Consider the following 18,248-nt stretch of genomic DNA (forward strand, 5'->3'; position numbering starts at 1 on the left):
CGGCATATAATGATGATACAGATGTAGATGTTTTACATAAATATAATTTTTATAGAACTGAAAGGATGGGCAAATCAGCTTCAATATATAGATACTGAAGTAGATAAGTTATTAAACCTATATGCCCAGTCAATTTACCATCAAGAAGTTCCAAAAAATATTTTAACGCTTTTTTCTAAACGAAAAGAAGCGAACACACAACTTTTATATGCCATTTTATCATACACTAACAACTATAAAAAAGTTTCAGAATGTGATAACATTCAATGTGACATGGCTTTTTTAGTTGAGTATGAAAGACTTCGTAAAAGCTATCAATACCATATAAGCAAATATCAAAAACTTAAAGATTCATTATACAATATGGCTTTTCAAAAAATATAATTTCTAATTAAAACTAAGAAATCAAAAAAATTTAAATTTTATTGTCTCTAAAAACAACCTCCAGCCATTATTGTGAGTTTAGGTGTTTAACAAAAACTCATCATAAAATTAAAGGTAAATGGTTATTAAAAACAATAATGGTTGGTGACTCTGAAGCCGTAGATAGACATACTTATCTGCGGCTTTCTTTAATAAAACACAAATATTGACACCACAAAAATGGCCTAAAAACAAATAAAATATGCAAACACACAAAATCTTTTTTTAGTATTTAACTGTGCAAAATTCAAAAAGTATACATAGATTTCCAACATATACATAATTTTAAATTTCAATTATTTCACAAATTAATTTTTTAGACACACTGTAATTTAACATATTTTTCAAAAGCAATCAATGCAAAAACTTATTGTAAAATGTATTTAAAAATCTCAATTATTAGATAAAAAACGAAAACAATCACCAATTAATGCAAACGTTTGCTGTACTGTTTTCATTTTTAAATATCGTTTTAAATTAAATTGATTTAATTTGCTAAAATTAACAGTAAAAATCTTAATTTTTAACTATATTTTTTCGTTTTCAACAACTAAAAAAACTAACTTTAACAACAAACGTTTGTTGTCATTTAGTATGAAAAATAACAGAATTACCTTAAAAGATCTAGCAAAAGATTTAAATTTATCACCATCAACCATTTCTAGAGCCTTACAAAATCACCCAGCTATTAGTGATTCAACAAAAAAGAGAGTTCAAAAAATCGCAGAGGAATTAGGTTTTACCCCTAACTCTATTGCTTCAAGTTTTAGAAAGAAAAAAACACAAACTATTGGAGTTATTGTACCCAGAATTGATATCCATTTCCATTCACTTGCAATTAGTGGCATTGAAGAATTTGCATACAATAAAGGATATAATGTAACTATATTTCAGTCTAAAGATTCACTAAAAAGAGAAAAGGAAATTCTAAAAATTCTCCAAAACAAAATGGTAGATGGAGTCATCATATGTTTAGGCATAGAAACCAAAAATTGTGAGCATTTTAAAAAAATCAATAAATTAGGTATACCGCTTGTATTTTACGACCGAGTCCCTACTGATTTTGATGCTAACAAAATAGTTATTAATGATCTTGAATCTGCTTATTTGGCTACAGAACATCTTATAAAAAATGGCTGTAAACGCATAGGGCACATTGCTGGAAGTCAGTCAACGGATATCTTTAAAGCTCGTTTAGATGGTTATAAAACGGCTCTTAAAAAATACAATTTCCCCATTGACGAATCTTTAATATTGTATACAAACAACCTTAGTTATGATGAAGGTGTACAATGTGCTGAAAAATATTTAAGCAATGAACAACAACCAGATGGAATCTTTTGTGCTAATGATTATACTGCGGTTAGTGTTATTCAAGTATTTAGAAAAGCTGAAATTAAAATTCCTGAAGATGTAGCCATTGTTGGTTTTAGTAATTATCCTATTTCTAAAATTATTGAACCCCATTTAACAACCATTAATGATCGTGCTTTCCAAATGGGAGAAGCTGCAACTAAACTACTAATTCGTCAAATTGAAGAAAAAGATGATTTTATAAAATCTGAAACAATAACGCTTCAAACAGAACTTATTATTCGCGAATCTAGTTTCAGATAGCAGCGATTAATTTTAATTGCCTGAAAATTATTTTAATTTAGACAACCTATCATAAAGCACATGAACCGCTTGCACTCGTAATTCATTTTGTTCTTTTAGTTCTGAGTCATAAAGAAATCCTTTATTTAATTTTAGAAACCTTTTATTTAACCTTTTTGCATCTAACAAAATAACATCTAATTCTTTTAGCAGTACAGGAGCTTGTGAACTCAAAAAATTGGGAGCATTATATTTAAACTCCACTTCTTTAAAATCTAAATAATGCATTCTTAAATCTGCCATTAATTTAAACTGACTTAATTCTGCTTCGTTTTGTTTTGTTTTTAATTTTAATAATTCTTTCCTAACGCTATTATATGTTTCTTTCATTTTAGCTATGCTTTCGCTTTTAGTTGGATGGCCATTGCTTATAAGTTCTGGTTCTGCTGATAAAAAATCCCACAACTTTAGCGCTTCTGCTTTGTTAAATCCAAATCTATCACTGGCATATGCAACAACAAAATCTTGAGGGTTTATTGCTGTATTCATATCTAATGCTTTTGCATAACTTGCTATTAAAATACGAAACGCGGAAAGTGGATACGTATTTCTTATTTGCACCATATCTATAACATCATAACCAACATCCCAAGTAAAGCCATATACGCCTGTGGTAGACCACGAGGTAATAACCATCCCTTCATAACCAGCTTCTCTAGCATATGGAATAAAATCTTTTTGATTTTTAAAATGTGTTGTCCAATCAGTTACATACCAATTATCTGGATGACACCGAATAGCTGGCGCACCCCAAAAGGTGAATCCCATTTCTTGAAGTTTAGGTATGTCACCAAAGTGATTTATTTTCCATCCATAATTCCAATCTACAAATATAGTTTCTTTTGGCAACTCAGAGGCTGCTTCTGGATGCTTCAAAATAATATCTGCCCACATTACGGGTTTTTTCCCTAATTCAATAACAAGTTCAGTAATCATCTTCATGTAATCAACAAATAGTTTGGATTTCCCTTCTTCTTTTACCTTTAATTGACATTTTTCACAATGACCTAATAAATAAGTTTCATCCCCTCCTATATGAATGTAATCTGAATTATGGGTTTCTACTAAATCTGAAAATAAATCTTTGAAAAGTGATTTACTTTCCACTGCCTCCATAGGGCACAATTGAGAAATGTCTTTTCTATCTTCCTTTAAATGGCTGTACCTAGGGTTTCTTAAAATATATTCTACATGCCCTAAACTTTGTTGTAATGGTATAACTTTAATTCCTAAATCATCACAATAGGCTATAAAATCTGTTATTTCCTCACGCGTATATGAATATTCATTAGAAATAACGGCATGTTTTTTATAAGGATAAGTACCTTCCCACTCCATAATTAAGGTATTAATTCCAAATCCTGAAAGTTCATCAGCAAGCTCTTTAAGAGCCTGTGGTGTCATGACTTGTATTCTTAAATCTAAATGAAAACCTTTTATCTTAAAATCCTCAGTAGGTTCTGAACTTTGAGCTCCTACATTAGAGGGCATTGTAAGTATTATACTTACTGCTAATAAAAATTTAAAAAAAGTGTTATAACTCATAATATCCTTATCTACAATTTTATTCTAATTCTATATTTTTTTGCAAAATATTATACGTTCTGCAAATATTCAATTTGTTTATAGGCCTCTTTATCAAAATAGTAATTACAATCTGGGTGTGTTGTTAATATAGAGGCAGGACAAGAAGGGCTTAAAGGTTTTGTAAGTGCATTTTTCACAGCCTCACTCTTATTAGCTCCCAAAACCACACAAAATAGATGAGTTCCTTTTAATAAAGTTGGTATGGTTAAAGTTATTGCTTTTTGAGGAACTTTATCAATACTCTCAAAACAACCATCATTAACTTGCTGCACACGACACGCATAGTCTAACTGAACTTCTTTAACAATTTCAGGATCATTAAAATCGGCAACATGCGGATCGTTGAATGCTAAGTGTCCATTCTCTCCTATTCCTAAACACACTATATCTATTGGTGCTTCTTTCAACAAATTAGCATACCTTTTTATTTCAAATGAAATATCATTTTCTACATTTATAATATGCTTAATTAAGGGAACTTTAGAAAAAATATTTTCTTCTAAATAGGATGAAAATAATTGTGGTGAACCTGGTAACAAACCAATATATTCATCCATATGAAAAGCTTCCACCTTACTCCAGTCTATTGATTTGGATTTTGTTAAGTAATCGAGCATGGAATCTTGTGAAGGCGCAGCAGCAAATACTATCCGAATATTTTTTTTTGTTTTTTGTAATTTAACTATACAATTTTCCACAGCTTTTCCTGCTGCAATTCCTGTAGTTTTTTTATTAGAAAGAACGTTTATATTTTGGTTAAATTCTAGCATTATATATTTTTAAAAAATTATTACTTAAAAAGACAATCTATAATTGTCACTTTGGGTTAAAAAATTCTGTCTATCCTTAGCTATTTATCAGAATCTTGGAATCTACATACTTCTCTAAACACTTATAAATCTTATATTATCTCGACCCTATCTATTTTCATTTTTACAAATTGATTGACTGATGGTTCATTTCCTCTAATTCACTAATCTAATTTTGCTTTATCTACTAAAAAGAACACTACTTTCTATAAAACCCATCATTAATCAGTTTATTACTCAAAAAAGTAAGAAACCCTGTAAATCTTATTGAACTGCCTTTACAATAATTCTGTTTTCTATATCTTTTAACAGTTGCAGTTGGCTACTTTTTTTAGAAAGATCTTCTTTATCTGCATTTAAAAGAGATTTTTGCTTTAGTAATTCATTTTCCACATGATAGGCCTCCATATCCTCCTTTGAAATTGATTTATAGTCTCCATTTGAGTACAACTTGTAATTAAGTTTTATTAAGGTGTTACCCGCAATGTTTTCAAACAACGACAAATCAACGGTATCCATTTCTTCTAAAAATTTGTTATAATTATTTTTTAAAATAGGTTGAGAAATATTTGCCCACATTTTTCCAGACAAAGCTGTTTTAATTGACTCATCAGATTTGTAATAATTTAACATTGTATTGCTAAATGGTATTTTTAAAAAAGCACAAAGCTGTTTCAAGATATGTTCAGGATTTTTTATAAGATCCTCATAACATATTGATATAAAGCGCCCTTTATCTATATTGATTTTTAATTGAATACATAACTCTTGTTCTTCTTTCCACTTTTTTGCTATATGATAAATATGCTTAGGTCCAACAATTGCTTTTTTGAAAGAAAGTGCCACATCTCTCCCATCACGATAAAGATGAATATAAAATGGTTTTATACCTGAAGCCTCTATGCTTTCTACATAATTTATATTAGACATACTTTTACAACACCAAAATGAGGCATTAGAATGCATGGCTTTTAAATGATATATAACTCTAAAGATTTCATGTAATGTATTGGAACTACATTGTTGTTGAATAATCTCTCTATCTAATTTAAATCCTTCCCATGGTACCGGGTTTTTTTCAATTAATTTGCAAACATCATCTATAAGGTTTATAAAACTTAATTCATCATCCAAATCTCCATATTTTGCTAATAAGGGATAAAATCGTTGTAATATATGCGGTGGATGCGGTGCGTCAATTTCTTGAATTTGATTAAGCATCACTCTTAATAAATTTGAACCAGACCGCTGTGTACCAATAATTTGTATAGCTTTAATTTGTTTCATAATATTAAAAAAAATTATAAAATAAGACACCCAATATTCCTGATATAGGTATTAAATAAATAACTTCAATTTTATATCTAATTGATACTATCAAAATCATTAAAAAAATGACAATAGCAAACCAATCAATTGGGTAACTTTTAGTAATGGTATAAGAGGCCGCTACAACCATCCCAATAACGGCCGGTCGTACTCCCTTAAAGGCTGCTTTAATATTTTTAGAATTCTTTATTTTATTTAAAAATTCAGAAAAAATAATCATGATAAATGCTGGAGGGATAAAAATGGCTAATGTAGCTGTAATAGCTCCCCATAAGCCCCCTATTTTATATCCTATAAAAGTTGCACTTATAAATATAGGACCTGGAGTTATTTGTCCCATAGCAATAGAATCTGCAAACTCTTTGTTTGTTAGCCAATGAAATCCATCGACAATTATTTCCTGCATAGCGGGAATTACCACATACCCCCCTCCAAATAAAGTAACACTCATGCTAGAAAAAGTTAGCATCAATTTTTTATTTATAATTATATTTTCATAAACCTCTCCAGTGGTTATTAAGGGCAGTAGAAAACTAATTATTATAGCAACAGAGGCAATTGTTATTGCAGAATATATAAAATATCTATTATTTTTAGAATTGTTTTCTACTAAATTTATTTCTGAAGCAATAGCATTTTTATACATCAAAACTCCTAAAACACCTCCAGAAATAATAATTATAATTGTTATAAAAATAGATTTAACTATCAAAATAGCAACAATCGAAACTATTACTATAATGACTTGTTTATAATCCTTTACATGCTTTTTAGCCATATTAAATGCTACTGAAATAATAATTGCAGATACCGCAGGTAATACGCCTTTGAAAAAATTAGTAAATACAGGAATTTGCCCATACTCAACATACAAATAAGAAAGAATAATCATTAAAAAAAAGGAAGGAAGCAAAATACCTAACATACTAATTAATGCACCTTTAATTCCCTTTAAATAAAATCCAATATAAGCGATGACATTAAAAGCCATAGGGCCAGGCAAAACAGATGCTAATGATATAGCATCCAATATAATATGATCCTGTATTACGTTTTTTTTTATTACAAGCTCTTTTTGTACAACAGATATTAAAGCCATAAACCCACCAAATGATGTTGCTCCAATTTTCAAAAATGACAAAAACAAAAACAATAAAGTCACGTCTTTGGAAGCTACAATGTTATCATCTGATTTTACCATGTTTAAATTTTGAATCAAAAATTATTCAGCATAATTAGTGCTATAAATTTCTTTTAAATATTGAACTCTATAGGTAGAATATTCTAAAGGCATGTTTCCTAAAACCTTTCCTTGCTTATTTGTAAATACTATCCTATTGGTATTAGTACTACAAAAAACAACAAGACTATCGTTAATATATTCAGCACTTCCTTGAGAATGCGTAAAATATTTCTTAGGAAAAGAAACAATATCTTTTTGTTTTACTTTCATTTGAATGGTATCTATTGAAAGTGTTAACAATCTTGATTGTGAATATAAATTCATGTCCAATAACTTTCTATTATTAGAAGATCTTTCAAAACCAGGTTTAAACCTTAAATTACCATTATCTAATAATACCAAGTCATTATTTTCATTAATTCTAATATCATGCTGACCAGAAAACACAGCTTCATCAGTCATTTTAAAATCACCATCTACACCACCTAATTTCCAAATTAAAGCACCTGTTTTGCCATTAATTTTCCATACTTGACTAATATTTCTAAATGAGATATAATAGTCCCCTTTTTTATCTTTAAATAAAGCATTGGCATGTAACCAATCCTCTTTGGATGTTAAAATATCATCATCATCTAAAGGATTTACAATATCAAATACAGACCATTGCCAAACAATTTCTTTTTTATGATTTAAAACAAGAATACCATCTCCTTTTATAGTATCAGTTTTTGTTCCCCCAACAGAAGACAAATCCATAACTTTGTGATTATAAACAAGCGTCATGATATTGCCTTTTTCATCTAGATCAACTTCATGATGAAAAGAATGTTTTATATTGTCTTTTCCTGTTTCAATTTCTAATAAAACGTTTCCAAATTTATCATATTCAATAATTTTTTTTCCATTGGTAAAATGTAATGTATCACTGCTTAATATTCCTAACAACGTTCCTTTATGTGTCCATTTAGAGACTTTAAAATTAGCTTCATTTTTATAATAAGAAGCTAATTTCCCTTCTCCATTGGTAATAAACATATAACCTGGAATCTGCCTTGAGTGGAAGTGAAGATATCCATCAAATTTAACATCTGAAATACTATCTACATCCCTAAAATAGGGAACCCATGGAATTTTTTCTACCGTTGAAAAATCATATGTTTTACTAATTCTTTTTAATGCTTTTTTTTGTACAACTACATTAAAATTATAATCAGTATTTAAATTTACATCTATTAACATTAATTCATGTAAACTATTATTTTTTGATATAGGAGAATAGGAAATAACAGAATCTGTTTTTTCTTTATTTATATATTTCCAATATTGAATGTACGCATCAGATCCTTCTGTTGTTTCTACATCAATCTTAATTTTAAGAGCATTATCTTTCACAGATTTTATTTCTATAACGCCTATTTTGGGAGCCAACTTATTAGAAATATAGCTACAAGATTGAAAAACAAGTAATAATACAAGTAGAAACTTATGCATATAAAAATGATTAAAAGGTTTGGTCTTATCTACAATAAGACCAAACCTTACTTAGTATTTTAAAAATTATTAGATGGGTTCGGTTCCATATTAGGATTTAAATCAAGCTCTGTACGTGGAATAGGCATTAATTTATAATCATCTGTTATTGTTACAGAATACCCTTGATCTTGAACATATTGATTCAATTTGGACACAAAAACTCCTTGTCTTATTAAATCATCTTTTCTATGGCCTTCAGCCGCTAATTCAATAGCACGTTCATTAAGCACAGCTGATCTAAATGCTTCCTTGCTTAATCCATCAGTAAGGTCTGATAATCCAGATCTATTTCTAACTTCATTTATTGCATCATAAGCTATATCGGTAGGACCATTTAATTCGTTTTCAATCTCGGCTTTTAATAGTAATACGTCAGCATAACGTAAAACAGGTACCCCCATTTTAGAAATTCCATAATTTCTATAAGCTGCTGATGTTCCCGTACCTGGAGATGTAACATCGCGATTAAAAGTTCCAAATTTTCTATTTATAACAAAACCAAAATCATCAATAGCATCTTTAATTGCCCCTCCATATAAATATGGATATTCTTGTAAATACACTTCACTACGTTCATCACCCGGTTCCATTTCATTATATATTTCTACAGGTAGCCCAACAGTAGCCCATCCTGTATCATACCCCCAAGGTGTAAAGAATTTCAAGTGGTGGTTAGAAGCAACACTATAAGATTCCCCTAACGATAAAATTGAAAAAATAAATTCATCATCTAAAACATTAGATTCATAAAACAGTTTTAAAAAATTATCCTCAGTAAATAAATTATATTCACCAAGTGCTATTAATTTATCAATATTATCTTCTGCTAATTCCCACTTAAGTTGTCTTAACTGTGTTTTTGCTAAAAGGCCATAAGCAGCTCCTTTTGAAGCTTTGCCTGGTGTGCCAGACCTGCCTGGTAAATGGATAGAAGCATATTCAAAATCAGCTTCTATTTGTTCATATACCAAATTAACATCCGTACGAGGTAAACCTACTTCATCCGATTTTGTAGGCTCCAATTTTAAAGGTACATCACCAAATAAGCCCGTAAGATCAAAATAAGCTAAACCTCTTAAAAACCTTGCTTCAGCTATAAGCTGTTCTTTTGTAGCAGTTCTAAAAGCACTCTCGTTTATTCCCTCTATTAAAAGAATGGCCCAATTTGCTCTATCAACAACTGTATAAATACTTGCCCATAATTCTGACGCTATATTTTCATCTGTCCAGTTATAGGTTTCTATATTTCTATATTTAGAATCATTTAGCACAAAAACATCTGTTATACCATCTGTAACTCTTGCCAATTCACCTGATGCGTAATAATCCCATCCACCAGCTAAGAATCCATTATAAACTCCGTCTATTAATGCAGTAGCATCACTTTCAGTACTAATACTAGACTCTGACAATTGTCCTTTAAGTTCTTCTTCTAAATCATCATTACATGAATTTAATGTAATTAAACATATAAAAATCATATAGTAAAGCCTTACTCTTAATATTTTCTTTTCTTTCATAATTTTTTGATTTAAATTCCTACTTTAATTCCAAGTGTAAATGATTTTTGATATGGATAAGAATATGCATCTAACCCTGCGCCTGTATTAAGATTTGTACCTGAAGTTCTTGTTGAGTTTACTTCTGGATCAAAACCTGAATAATCACTCCATGTTGCTAAATTTGTAGCTACAAAACTTAATTGTAGAGCAGCTAAGCCTATTTTATCTAATACATTTTTGTTGAAATCATATGATAAACTTACGTTACTTAGCCTAATGTAGGATGCATCTTCAACAAAATAATCATTTACCCATTGATCACCTTGCCACAAATTTTGTGGTAAAGTACCTTCTGGATTACTAGGAGTCCATCGGTCTTTAGCTATTGCCAATGTATTGTATTGATAACCTATAACATTATTACCATTCAATTTATCAACATCAAATACTCCTGTTAAAAACACTGAAAGCGTAAAGTTTTTATAATTAAATGAATTATTAAAACCTACATTAAATTTAGGATAACCGTTACCAATTAACTCTTTATCTTCTCCTGTTATTTGCCCATCTTCGTTAATATCCTCAAATAAGGGATCCCCTGGCTGAGCCGTAGGCTGTGTTAAAGATGTTTCTCCATCTTGTAAAACCCCCAAATATCTATACCCATAGATGGTGCCTACTGGAAGACCTTCTTCCAAAACAGAATATGACCCACTAACATTACCATCTATTCTTGCTTCTTCTCCGGGCAAGAAATCTGTTCCTTCAATTAATTCAAGACTTATGACTGTATTTTCATTTTGTGAAAAATTAAGATTTGAAGTCCAACCGAATCCATTATTAAAGGTCTTTTTATAATTTAAACTAAGTTCAATTCCCTTATTTTCTACCTCCCCTGCATTTGTCAAAATAGATTCAATACCGTTTGAAGGCGCGATTGTTTTATTTAACAATAAATTGGTTGTATTGTTCTTATAATATCCTAATTCCATTGTTAAATTGTTATTAAAAAAGCCAAGTTCTAAAGCCAAATCAAACTTTTTAGTTTCTTCCCATTGCAAATCCTCGTTACCAACACGAGACGATATGGTTCCCACAGATAAAGTTGAACCATCAGTTGTTACTGAAGCAGATGGAGAAAATGTACTCTGTCCTAATCCAACACCAAATCTATCATTACCTGTTATACCTATACTTGACCTTAGCTTCAATTGCGAAATTAAACCGCTATTAAAAAAACTTTCATTATGTACATTCCACGCCACTGCAGCAGCAGGAAAGTTCCCCCATTTATTACCTTCTCCAAATTTTGAAGACCCATCTCTTCTATAAGTTAAAGTAAGAAGGTACCTATCATCAAAAATATAATTAACCCTAGCCAAATAAGACGCTAATTCACTATCAGCCACATATGAAGACGGAGTTAATATTGTGGCTCCACCTTGTAAACTATAATACCCCAATGCATCAGTTGTAAAATCACTTGAACCAGCAGAAAAATACTCCTCACTACTCCATTCATGTGTGTATCCAGCTATAGCGTTTATACTATGCTTCCCTATTAATTTATCATAACTCAACAAATTTGAATACGTATAATATTTATACAACAAATGACTTTGCCTAGCAGAACCTGGGTCCAAAGAAGAGGCTACTAAACTTGATGTTGAAGGTAAAAATTGATTAATTTTTTGATTCACAATTCTAGCGCCTCCTTGAGTTTTAAAAGTAAAATCTTTAAAAATCTTAGCTTCCAAAAAAGCATTTGCCAACACAAAATAATTAGTTCCTTTATTATCCATTATCTCTAATGTTTCTAAGGGATCTCGAGGAGAAGAAGTACCGTAAATCAACGCCTTATCTTCTGTTGACAATGTATCATAAAGGTCATAGGTAGGATTTAAAGGGCTTGTTTGAAAAATACCTCTCAGAATATTATCTTGTAATGAACTTGCTGAGAAACCTAAAAAGTCACTCTCGGTAGCAGAAAGCGATGTATTAACACCTACTTTTACTCTACCTTCTAATAAGCTTTGATCTGCATTTAAACGCACATTATAACGATCAAAAGAAGTGTTTTTAACAACACCTTCCCAAGAATAAGCTCCTGCACTAAAAAACATTTTAGTATCCTCATTTCCTCCTGAAACAGCTACTTGATGCTCAGAAACATAACCTGTTCTAAAAGCCTCGTCTAACCAATTAGTTTGCAATCCAAGCTCTTCAATTCTATCTATAGCCTCTTGCGTATATGAAGGAGCAACACCATTTGTAATATCAATTTCATTTTGAAGAATTGCATAATCACTTGAATCTATAAAGTCATAGGCATCTGTGTTTGCTTCTTGAATTGAATAATTACCAGTATATGTCACTGATGATTTTCCTTTTTTACCGCGTTTAGTTGTAATAATTACAACACCATTAGCACCTCTAGTTCCATATATTGCTGTAGCAGAGGCATCTTTTAATATACTCACACTTGCAATATCTGCTGGATTAATACTATTAGACAAAGACTCCATAGGAAATCCGTCAACCACATACAAGGGATTGTTGTTGCTATTCACAGAATTATTCCCCCTAATTCGAACAAGCATATCTGCGCCTGGCTCAGAACTTGTTGTGGATATTTGAACACCTGAAGCTCTTCCCTGTATTAAGTTTTCAACGCCCACTACAGGACCTTGATTAAAACTTTTTTCACTAATCACAGACACTGAGCCAGTTAAATCTTCTTTACGAACACTACCATATCCAATAATAATAGTTTCTTCTAACTCATTGAATTCAGGTTGCAAAACTACCTTTAAATTGGTCTGTGTGCCTATTTTAATTTCTTGGGTAGAATATCCTAAAAAAGAAAAAACAAGTACGTTTTCTTGTGAAGCTGTAATGGAAAATTTTCCATCAAAATCAGTCACAACACCTCTTGTTGTCCCTTTAATAGTTACAGTAGCTCCCGGAAGCGGAATTCCTTCCACATCCGTTAAAGTGCCTTCAATATTTTTCTCTTGTGCATTAATAGGAAGAAATACCCCAAAGATAAGCACAAAAATAATTTTTAATAATGTCTTTTTCATATAAAAGATATAAGGTTAAATAATTAATAAAATACAAATACACAACCCAACAAGACAACGTGTTTGAGTAAAAATATCTTGAGTTAATATTTGTTTTTGCTTCTCAAAAATAACTAATTAAATTTAATATGCAAACGTTTGCATAAAATATTTTACATCAAATACCACATTTAACTGAATTAATTATTGCAATAACTCCAAAATGATATACAATAATCATCATTTAAAACAATTCGTTAATTAATCCATATTGTTAAAAAAAGATAAAAATGCAAACGATTGTATTTATAAATTAGAAAGTATATCTAAGAGCTACATATGGATTTATTTTTTCCCTGTACCTAGTATTAATAAACGAAAACACGACAAATCTCTACAAGCAAACATCAGAAACTTAAACAGCAAAAATCATCTAACCTATAGAAGTGACGTGACTGTAGTTTTGAGGGTGCAATATTTAAATTTCACTATTTATATAAATCTGTTTGCCAGATTTATATACACTTAGAATATGAATGGAATTATCTTTTAATTTAAATAAAATAAAATCATTGTTAGTATCTGACAAACCTACTAATTCCCTCGGTTGAATGGAAGCAAAAGACCAAGCTTCGGTTAAACTCACTATTCCACTTGAAAAAAGTTTATTAACACAATGCAACAAAGAAACCGCAGATCCAGCTAATACATTTTCATTCTTATAAGTAGAAAGCTTTCCTTCTTTTTCTAATTTCACCTTTCCTCCTATATGAGAATGATAAACACCAGCTTCCATACCCGCAAACATAGTTGAATCACTAACTAGAATAACATGCTTCTTTTTAACCTGAATCACTATTTTTAAAAAATTATCAGGTAAATGAAAACCATCTGCTATGACACTGGGTATTAAATAATTATTCGCTAATTGATCAAATATTATATTAGAGTTTCTATGAAGCGATAAAGGCGCACCATTACCTAAATGAGTAGACATTTTAGCACCAGCTCTAACAGCAGCGTCTATTTGCCCATTACTCGCCACTGTGTGTCCAATTGATACTATAATATTATTAGCTACACACTTGGTAATAAACTCTATTGAATTATCCCATTCAGGACTTATTGTGACTATTTTAATTCTATTTCCAGACGCTTCTTGAAACACTTCAAACAACTCCCAGTCAGGTGCTTTAATATAATTTTTAGAATGTGCACCTGAGGCCTCTTTTACAGGAGAAATAAATGGCCCTTCAAGATGAATTCCACTTACATAAGACTCAATTAAAGAGTTTTTTAGACATAGTTTATTAATATTTTTCAGAAGGTTTATAATATTAATATCAGAATTTGTAATTATCGTTGGAAAAAAAGACAAAACTCCTTCTTTAGATAAGCTATTAATTACCTTAAGAAAATCGTTTTCAATAATAGGAAATGTATTAAAATCAACTCCGGAAAAACCGTTTATCTGGATATCTAATAAACCAGGGGCTACATATATAGTTTCCTCACTTTTAACATCTATTCTTTTTCTTGAAACCTCAAAATTATCATCAATTTCTATTTGAATTAATTCGTTTGAAATACAGTCAACACAGTTAATTATTTCTTTCATTATAGAGTGTTTCGATATTTTAAAAAATTAGTTTTCGGATTTTTCATCAATAGCTTCTAATAATTTTAAAACCTCTGGAGATACAATGGTTTTTCGATTTATAAAACCTAAAAGGATATATAAAAAAACAGATACAATTAATGGCAAACTTATTTCTAATGCAAAAGGAAGACTTAATGAAAAAATCTTAATCAAAGCAAAACTAATTAAACCACCAAAAATAGAAACCAGAGCAGCTGTAGATCCACTTTTTTTGAATAAAGGAAGCATTCCTAACAACATTGGTACCGCAATAGGCCCTACCAAAGCTGCAAACCAAGCCACTATAAGCCCTAAAATACCTCCAAAGGATTCGTATTGAGTTGCTATAAGTATTGTGAAAAAAATAAAAATAAACGTGACTTTTCTTGCCACAATTAATGGATTAGTTGAGCTAGAAACCTTAAGCCTCTTAAAATGAAGAGGCAATATATCTCTAGTGATAACTGCCGAAATAGTATTTGCATCACTTGATGTCATAGACATAGTTGTAGCAAACATTGAAGCTAATACTAAACCTATCATACCTTTAGGCAAAAGCGTAATGGTTAAGAGTCCATAAGATTCTGTAGGATTTTCCAAATTTGGCAATAAAATAGGAGCGGCCCACATTGGAAAAAACAATATTAAAGGCCAGATTAAATATAAAACGCCCGATAATATAGCAGCCCTTTTTGTATTTAGTTCATTAGGAGAGGAAATATACTTTGTTGCTAGATTCCAAGTACCTCCATTATAACTCAACATATTAATAAACAAGAAAGCTAAGGCAAAACCAACTGTGTATGGCTCAGCAAAAGGTTCGCTATTTTTAGCAGGCAACTGGTTCCAGATTGTAAAAACAGAATCTAATCCACCTAATTTAGATGCCGCAGCAAAAAACATAGCAATACCAGCACCAATTTGAACTATGAACTGTATAAAATCACTCACCGTTACGGCCCAAAGACCTCCAATTGTAATATAAACAATAGAAACACCTCCAGAAAAAAGTACACCATAAAGAATAGGAATACCTGTAAATACCTTTAACAAAATTGCTATGGCTGCCCACTTAGCAGCAACATCAAATAACTTCAGGATGACACCACTCCAAGCTATAACTTGTTGTGTTTTTATACCATATCTTATGGAAAGATATTCTAAGGGAGATTGAATCCCAATTTTTTTTCGCAATCGCACCCAACGAACTGGAAAAATATTAATAGTTACTAAAATTGAAATACCTACTGTCATGGCCCACCATACGTAAATTGAAACCCCATGTGTATAGGCTAATCCTGCATAAGCAACAAACACAGCTCCACTATAACCAGACACATGATGTGAAATACCAGACAGCCACCAAGGTAAATTACCTCCTGCAGTAAAATAATCATCAGAGTCTTTATTTTTATAATGTGCCCAAACACCAATAACCACCATTATTAAAAAAAATACAATAATTACAATCCAATCCAATAGCTGCAGCGTCATATTAATTTCTTTAATTAGTTAATTAACAATTGATTTTTACAATTACGGTAACGTACCTCAAAAATATAAAAAAAAAAGTACTAACCTAATTTAAATAGAAAAAACGATTAATAATATTTATAATTTTTCTTTGTTATTATGTCTAAAGGCATGATAATTTCTTTTTCTACCTCCTTTTTTAGTATAAGATGTTCAAACAATTTAACAACAGCCAGATACCCTTGTTCTTCAGGGCGTTGACAAATCAAAAAATCTATAATATTATTTTCAAGAAATTCAATATCATCATAAAAAAAATCATATCCAATAAGATATATTTTTTTGCCCTCCCTTTTTTTAAAATACTTTGCGATATATGCAACTTTGGAATTAGGGATAAAAATGCCTTTGATTTGAGGGTTATCACCTAAAGTTTTTGTTAAAACATTCTCGAAACCATTTTCGTTAAAATCAGGTATGATAAGCGACTTTGTGACAATGGCCTGATTATTATCACTCAAATAAGCATTCATTCCTTTTTCTTTTAACCCTATTATATCTTCAGTATCCATTGTTTTTTTTAAGTGTAGAATTAAAATTTCTCCCTTGGTAAAACAATAATTAAATAATTGAGCTGCCAGTTCCCCACTTTCAAACAGTGGCTGTTGGATACTACATAATGAATCAATTTTTCTTATGTTAGAATCTATAAAAACATAGGGACGATTCTTCTGCTTGCAATCGGCTAATAGAATTTCAATCTCATCAGCAAACTTAGAAGTCAAAATCAATCCTTGAATATCACTATTAATCAATTCAAGAATTCTCTTTCTAATTTCTTCATTATTATTTTGTTTGAAATTATAAATCTTAATCTTAATACGATATTGTGCTAATTCTTTTTGTGCTTTTATGATTCCTTTCATAGGAAACTCCCAATATCCAGATTCTTCAGAAATTTCAGGCAACAAAACACCTAAAACAATTTTCTTGCTTTTTGACAGGTTACTAGCTAAAATATTGGGCTGATACCCCATTTTATCTATCACTTTTAAAACCTTTTCTTTTGTTTTTTTACTTACACCTGCTCGATTATGTATAACACGATCTACTGTAGCCAAAGCAACATTAGCAGCTTTCGCAACATCTTTAATACCTATAACACGTTCGTCTTTCCCCATACCAAACTTTTATTATCTCTCTAAAGTCAAACAACAAATTAAAGCATATACTTATAAAATATATTTAAGTACAAACTACTAATAAAGATATCAAACCTTACTTAGTTAGCTAAATATATTATTTTTTATAACGAAACAGCTAATACAACTAAAAATATAAATTATATTTACGGTAACGAAACTCAATATTTATAATAAAATACAATAATAAAAATAGTTCGTGAAAAAAAAGATATCCATACCACAAATTCCACAAAATAAATTTACAGGCATTAATAAAATTTTAAAGCCCTATGATTACCATCATATTAATGAGTACCCATGGGAAAATACGGAAAACAATAGAAGTGTACGTTTTAAAATAGCTCACGACAATCAAAATATATATTTACATTATGATGTTACAGAGCCTGAAATGTCTGCTTCATATTTCAAACACAATGATCCTGTTTATAAAGATAGTTGTGTTGAGTTTTTTATTGCATTTGAAAATGAAGACAACTATTACAACTTTGAATTTAATTGTTTAGGCACCTGTCTTTTAGGCTGGGGAGCTAATAGACACAATAGACGATTAATAGATACCAAAACAATAGATTTAATTAAGATTAAAACTAAAATAAAAAGAATAAATCAACATAGTTTGATAACATTTAATTGGAAAATACACATAAAAATTCCTTTAGACACCTTCGCTTTTAACACTTTCAAATCTCTTAAAAATCTAAAAGCTAAAGCAAATTTTTATAAATGTGGTGATGATTTATCTAAACCTCATTATATAACTTGGAATACTATAAAATCTGAAAAACCAGATTTTCATTTAAAATCGTTTTTTGGAGATATCGAATTTAATTAATTTAAAAAT

Annotated in this window: 13 protein-coding genes; 3 read left to right on the forward strand and 10 right to left on the reverse strand. The window is 30.2% G+C overall.

The features are described 5' to 3' along the window. Positions 1-27 precede the first annotated feature (27 nt). Positions 28-384 carry a hypothetical protein gene (locus APS56_RS06300; protein ID WP_054726138.1) on the forward strand — a complete coding sequence of 119 codons (357 nt, stop codon included), beginning with the start codon at positions 28-30 and terminating at the stop codon, positions 382-384. A 633-nt stretch (positions 385-1,017) separates the two neighbouring features. Then, positions 1,018-2,040: a LacI family DNA-binding transcriptional regulator gene (locus APS56_RS06305; RefSeq protein ID WP_054726141.1), complete on the forward strand. Its 1,023-nt coding sequence runs from the start codon at positions 1,018-1,020 to the stop codon at positions 2,038-2,040. 27 nt (positions 2,041-2,067) lie between these two features. Here APS56_RS06305 and APS56_RS06310 read toward each other — a convergent pair whose 3' ends face one another. The 10 genes from APS56_RS06310 to APS56_RS06355 form a co-directional block, all read right to left on the reverse strand. Then, positions 2,068-3,570 carry a family 20 glycosylhydrolase gene (locus APS56_RS06310; RefSeq protein WP_054731228.1) on the reverse strand — a complete coding sequence of 501 codons (1,503 nt, stop codon included), beginning with the start codon at positions 3,568-3,570 and terminating at the stop codon, positions 2,068-2,070. A gap of 104 nt (positions 3,571-3,674) precedes the next feature. Next, on the reverse strand, positions 3,675-4,436 hold the full coding sequence (locus tag APS56_RS06315) for a glucosamine-6-phosphate deaminase (protein WP_054726144.1): 762 nt from the start codon (positions 4,434-4,436) through the stop codon (positions 3,675-3,677). A 303-nt stretch (positions 4,437-4,739) separates the two neighbouring features. Beyond that, positions 4,740-5,762, reverse strand: coding sequence for a sulfotransferase family protein (locus tag APS56_RS06320; RefSeq protein ID WP_157757620.1), 1,023 nt, complete (start codon positions 5,760-5,762; stop codon positions 4,740-4,742). Between the two features lie 4 nt (positions 5,763-5,766). Next, positions 5,767-7,005 (reverse strand): chromate efflux transporter, encoded by a 1,239-nt coding sequence (gene chrA / locus APS56_RS06325; RefSeq protein WP_054726150.1) that lies wholly within the window; start codon positions 7,003-7,005, stop codon positions 5,767-5,769. 21 nt (positions 7,006-7,026) lie between these two features. After that, a complete protein-coding gene (locus APS56_RS06330) occupies positions 7,027-8,481 on the reverse strand; it encodes an arylsulfotransferase family protein (RefSeq protein ID WP_054726152.1) in 1,455 nt (484 codons plus the stop codon). 59 nt (positions 8,482-8,540) lie between these two features. Further along, positions 8,541-10,043: a RagB/SusD family nutrient uptake outer membrane protein gene (locus APS56_RS06335; protein WP_082379285.1), complete on the reverse strand. Its 1,503-nt coding sequence runs from the start codon at positions 10,041-10,043 to the stop codon at positions 8,541-8,543. An 11-nt stretch (positions 10,044-10,054) separates the two neighbouring features. Beyond that, positions 10,055-13,108: a SusC/RagA family TonB-linked outer membrane protein gene (locus APS56_RS06340; protein ID WP_054726157.1), complete on the reverse strand. Its 3,054-nt coding sequence runs from the start codon at positions 13,106-13,108 to the stop codon at positions 10,055-10,057. Between the two features lie 457 nt (positions 13,109-13,565). Then, positions 13,566-14,705, reverse strand: a complete 1,140-nt coding sequence (locus tag APS56_RS06345; RefSeq protein ID WP_054726160.1) for an N-acetylglucosamine-6-phosphate deacetylase — start codon at positions 14,703-14,705, stop codon at positions 13,566-13,568. Positions 14,706-14,732: 27 nt separating this feature from the next. Next, positions 14,733-16,220, reverse strand: coding sequence for a sodium:solute symporter family protein (locus APS56_RS06350; RefSeq protein WP_054726163.1), 1,488 nt, complete (start codon positions 16,218-16,220; stop codon positions 14,733-14,735). A gap of 107 nt (positions 16,221-16,327) precedes the next feature. Beyond that, positions 16,328-17,380 (reverse strand): substrate-binding domain-containing protein, encoded by a 1,053-nt coding sequence (locus APS56_RS06355; protein ID WP_054726167.1) that lies wholly within the window; start codon positions 17,378-17,380, stop codon positions 16,328-16,330. A 220-nt stretch (positions 17,381-17,600) separates the two neighbouring features. On the opposite strand from APS56_RS06355, the gene APS56_RS06360 reads away from it, so the two are divergent. Then, on the forward strand, positions 17,601-18,239 hold the full coding sequence (locus APS56_RS06360; protein ID WP_054726170.1) for a carbohydrate-binding family 9-like protein: 639 nt from the start codon (positions 17,601-17,603) through the stop codon (positions 18,237-18,239). The last annotated feature ends 9 nt before the right edge of the window (positions 18,240-18,248 follow it).

Source organism: Pseudalgibacter alginicilyticus, assembly GCF_001310225.1.
Classification (GTDB): Bacteria; Bacteroidota; Bacteroidia; order Flavobacteriales; family Flavobacteriaceae; genus Pseudalgibacter; species Pseudalgibacter alginicilyticus.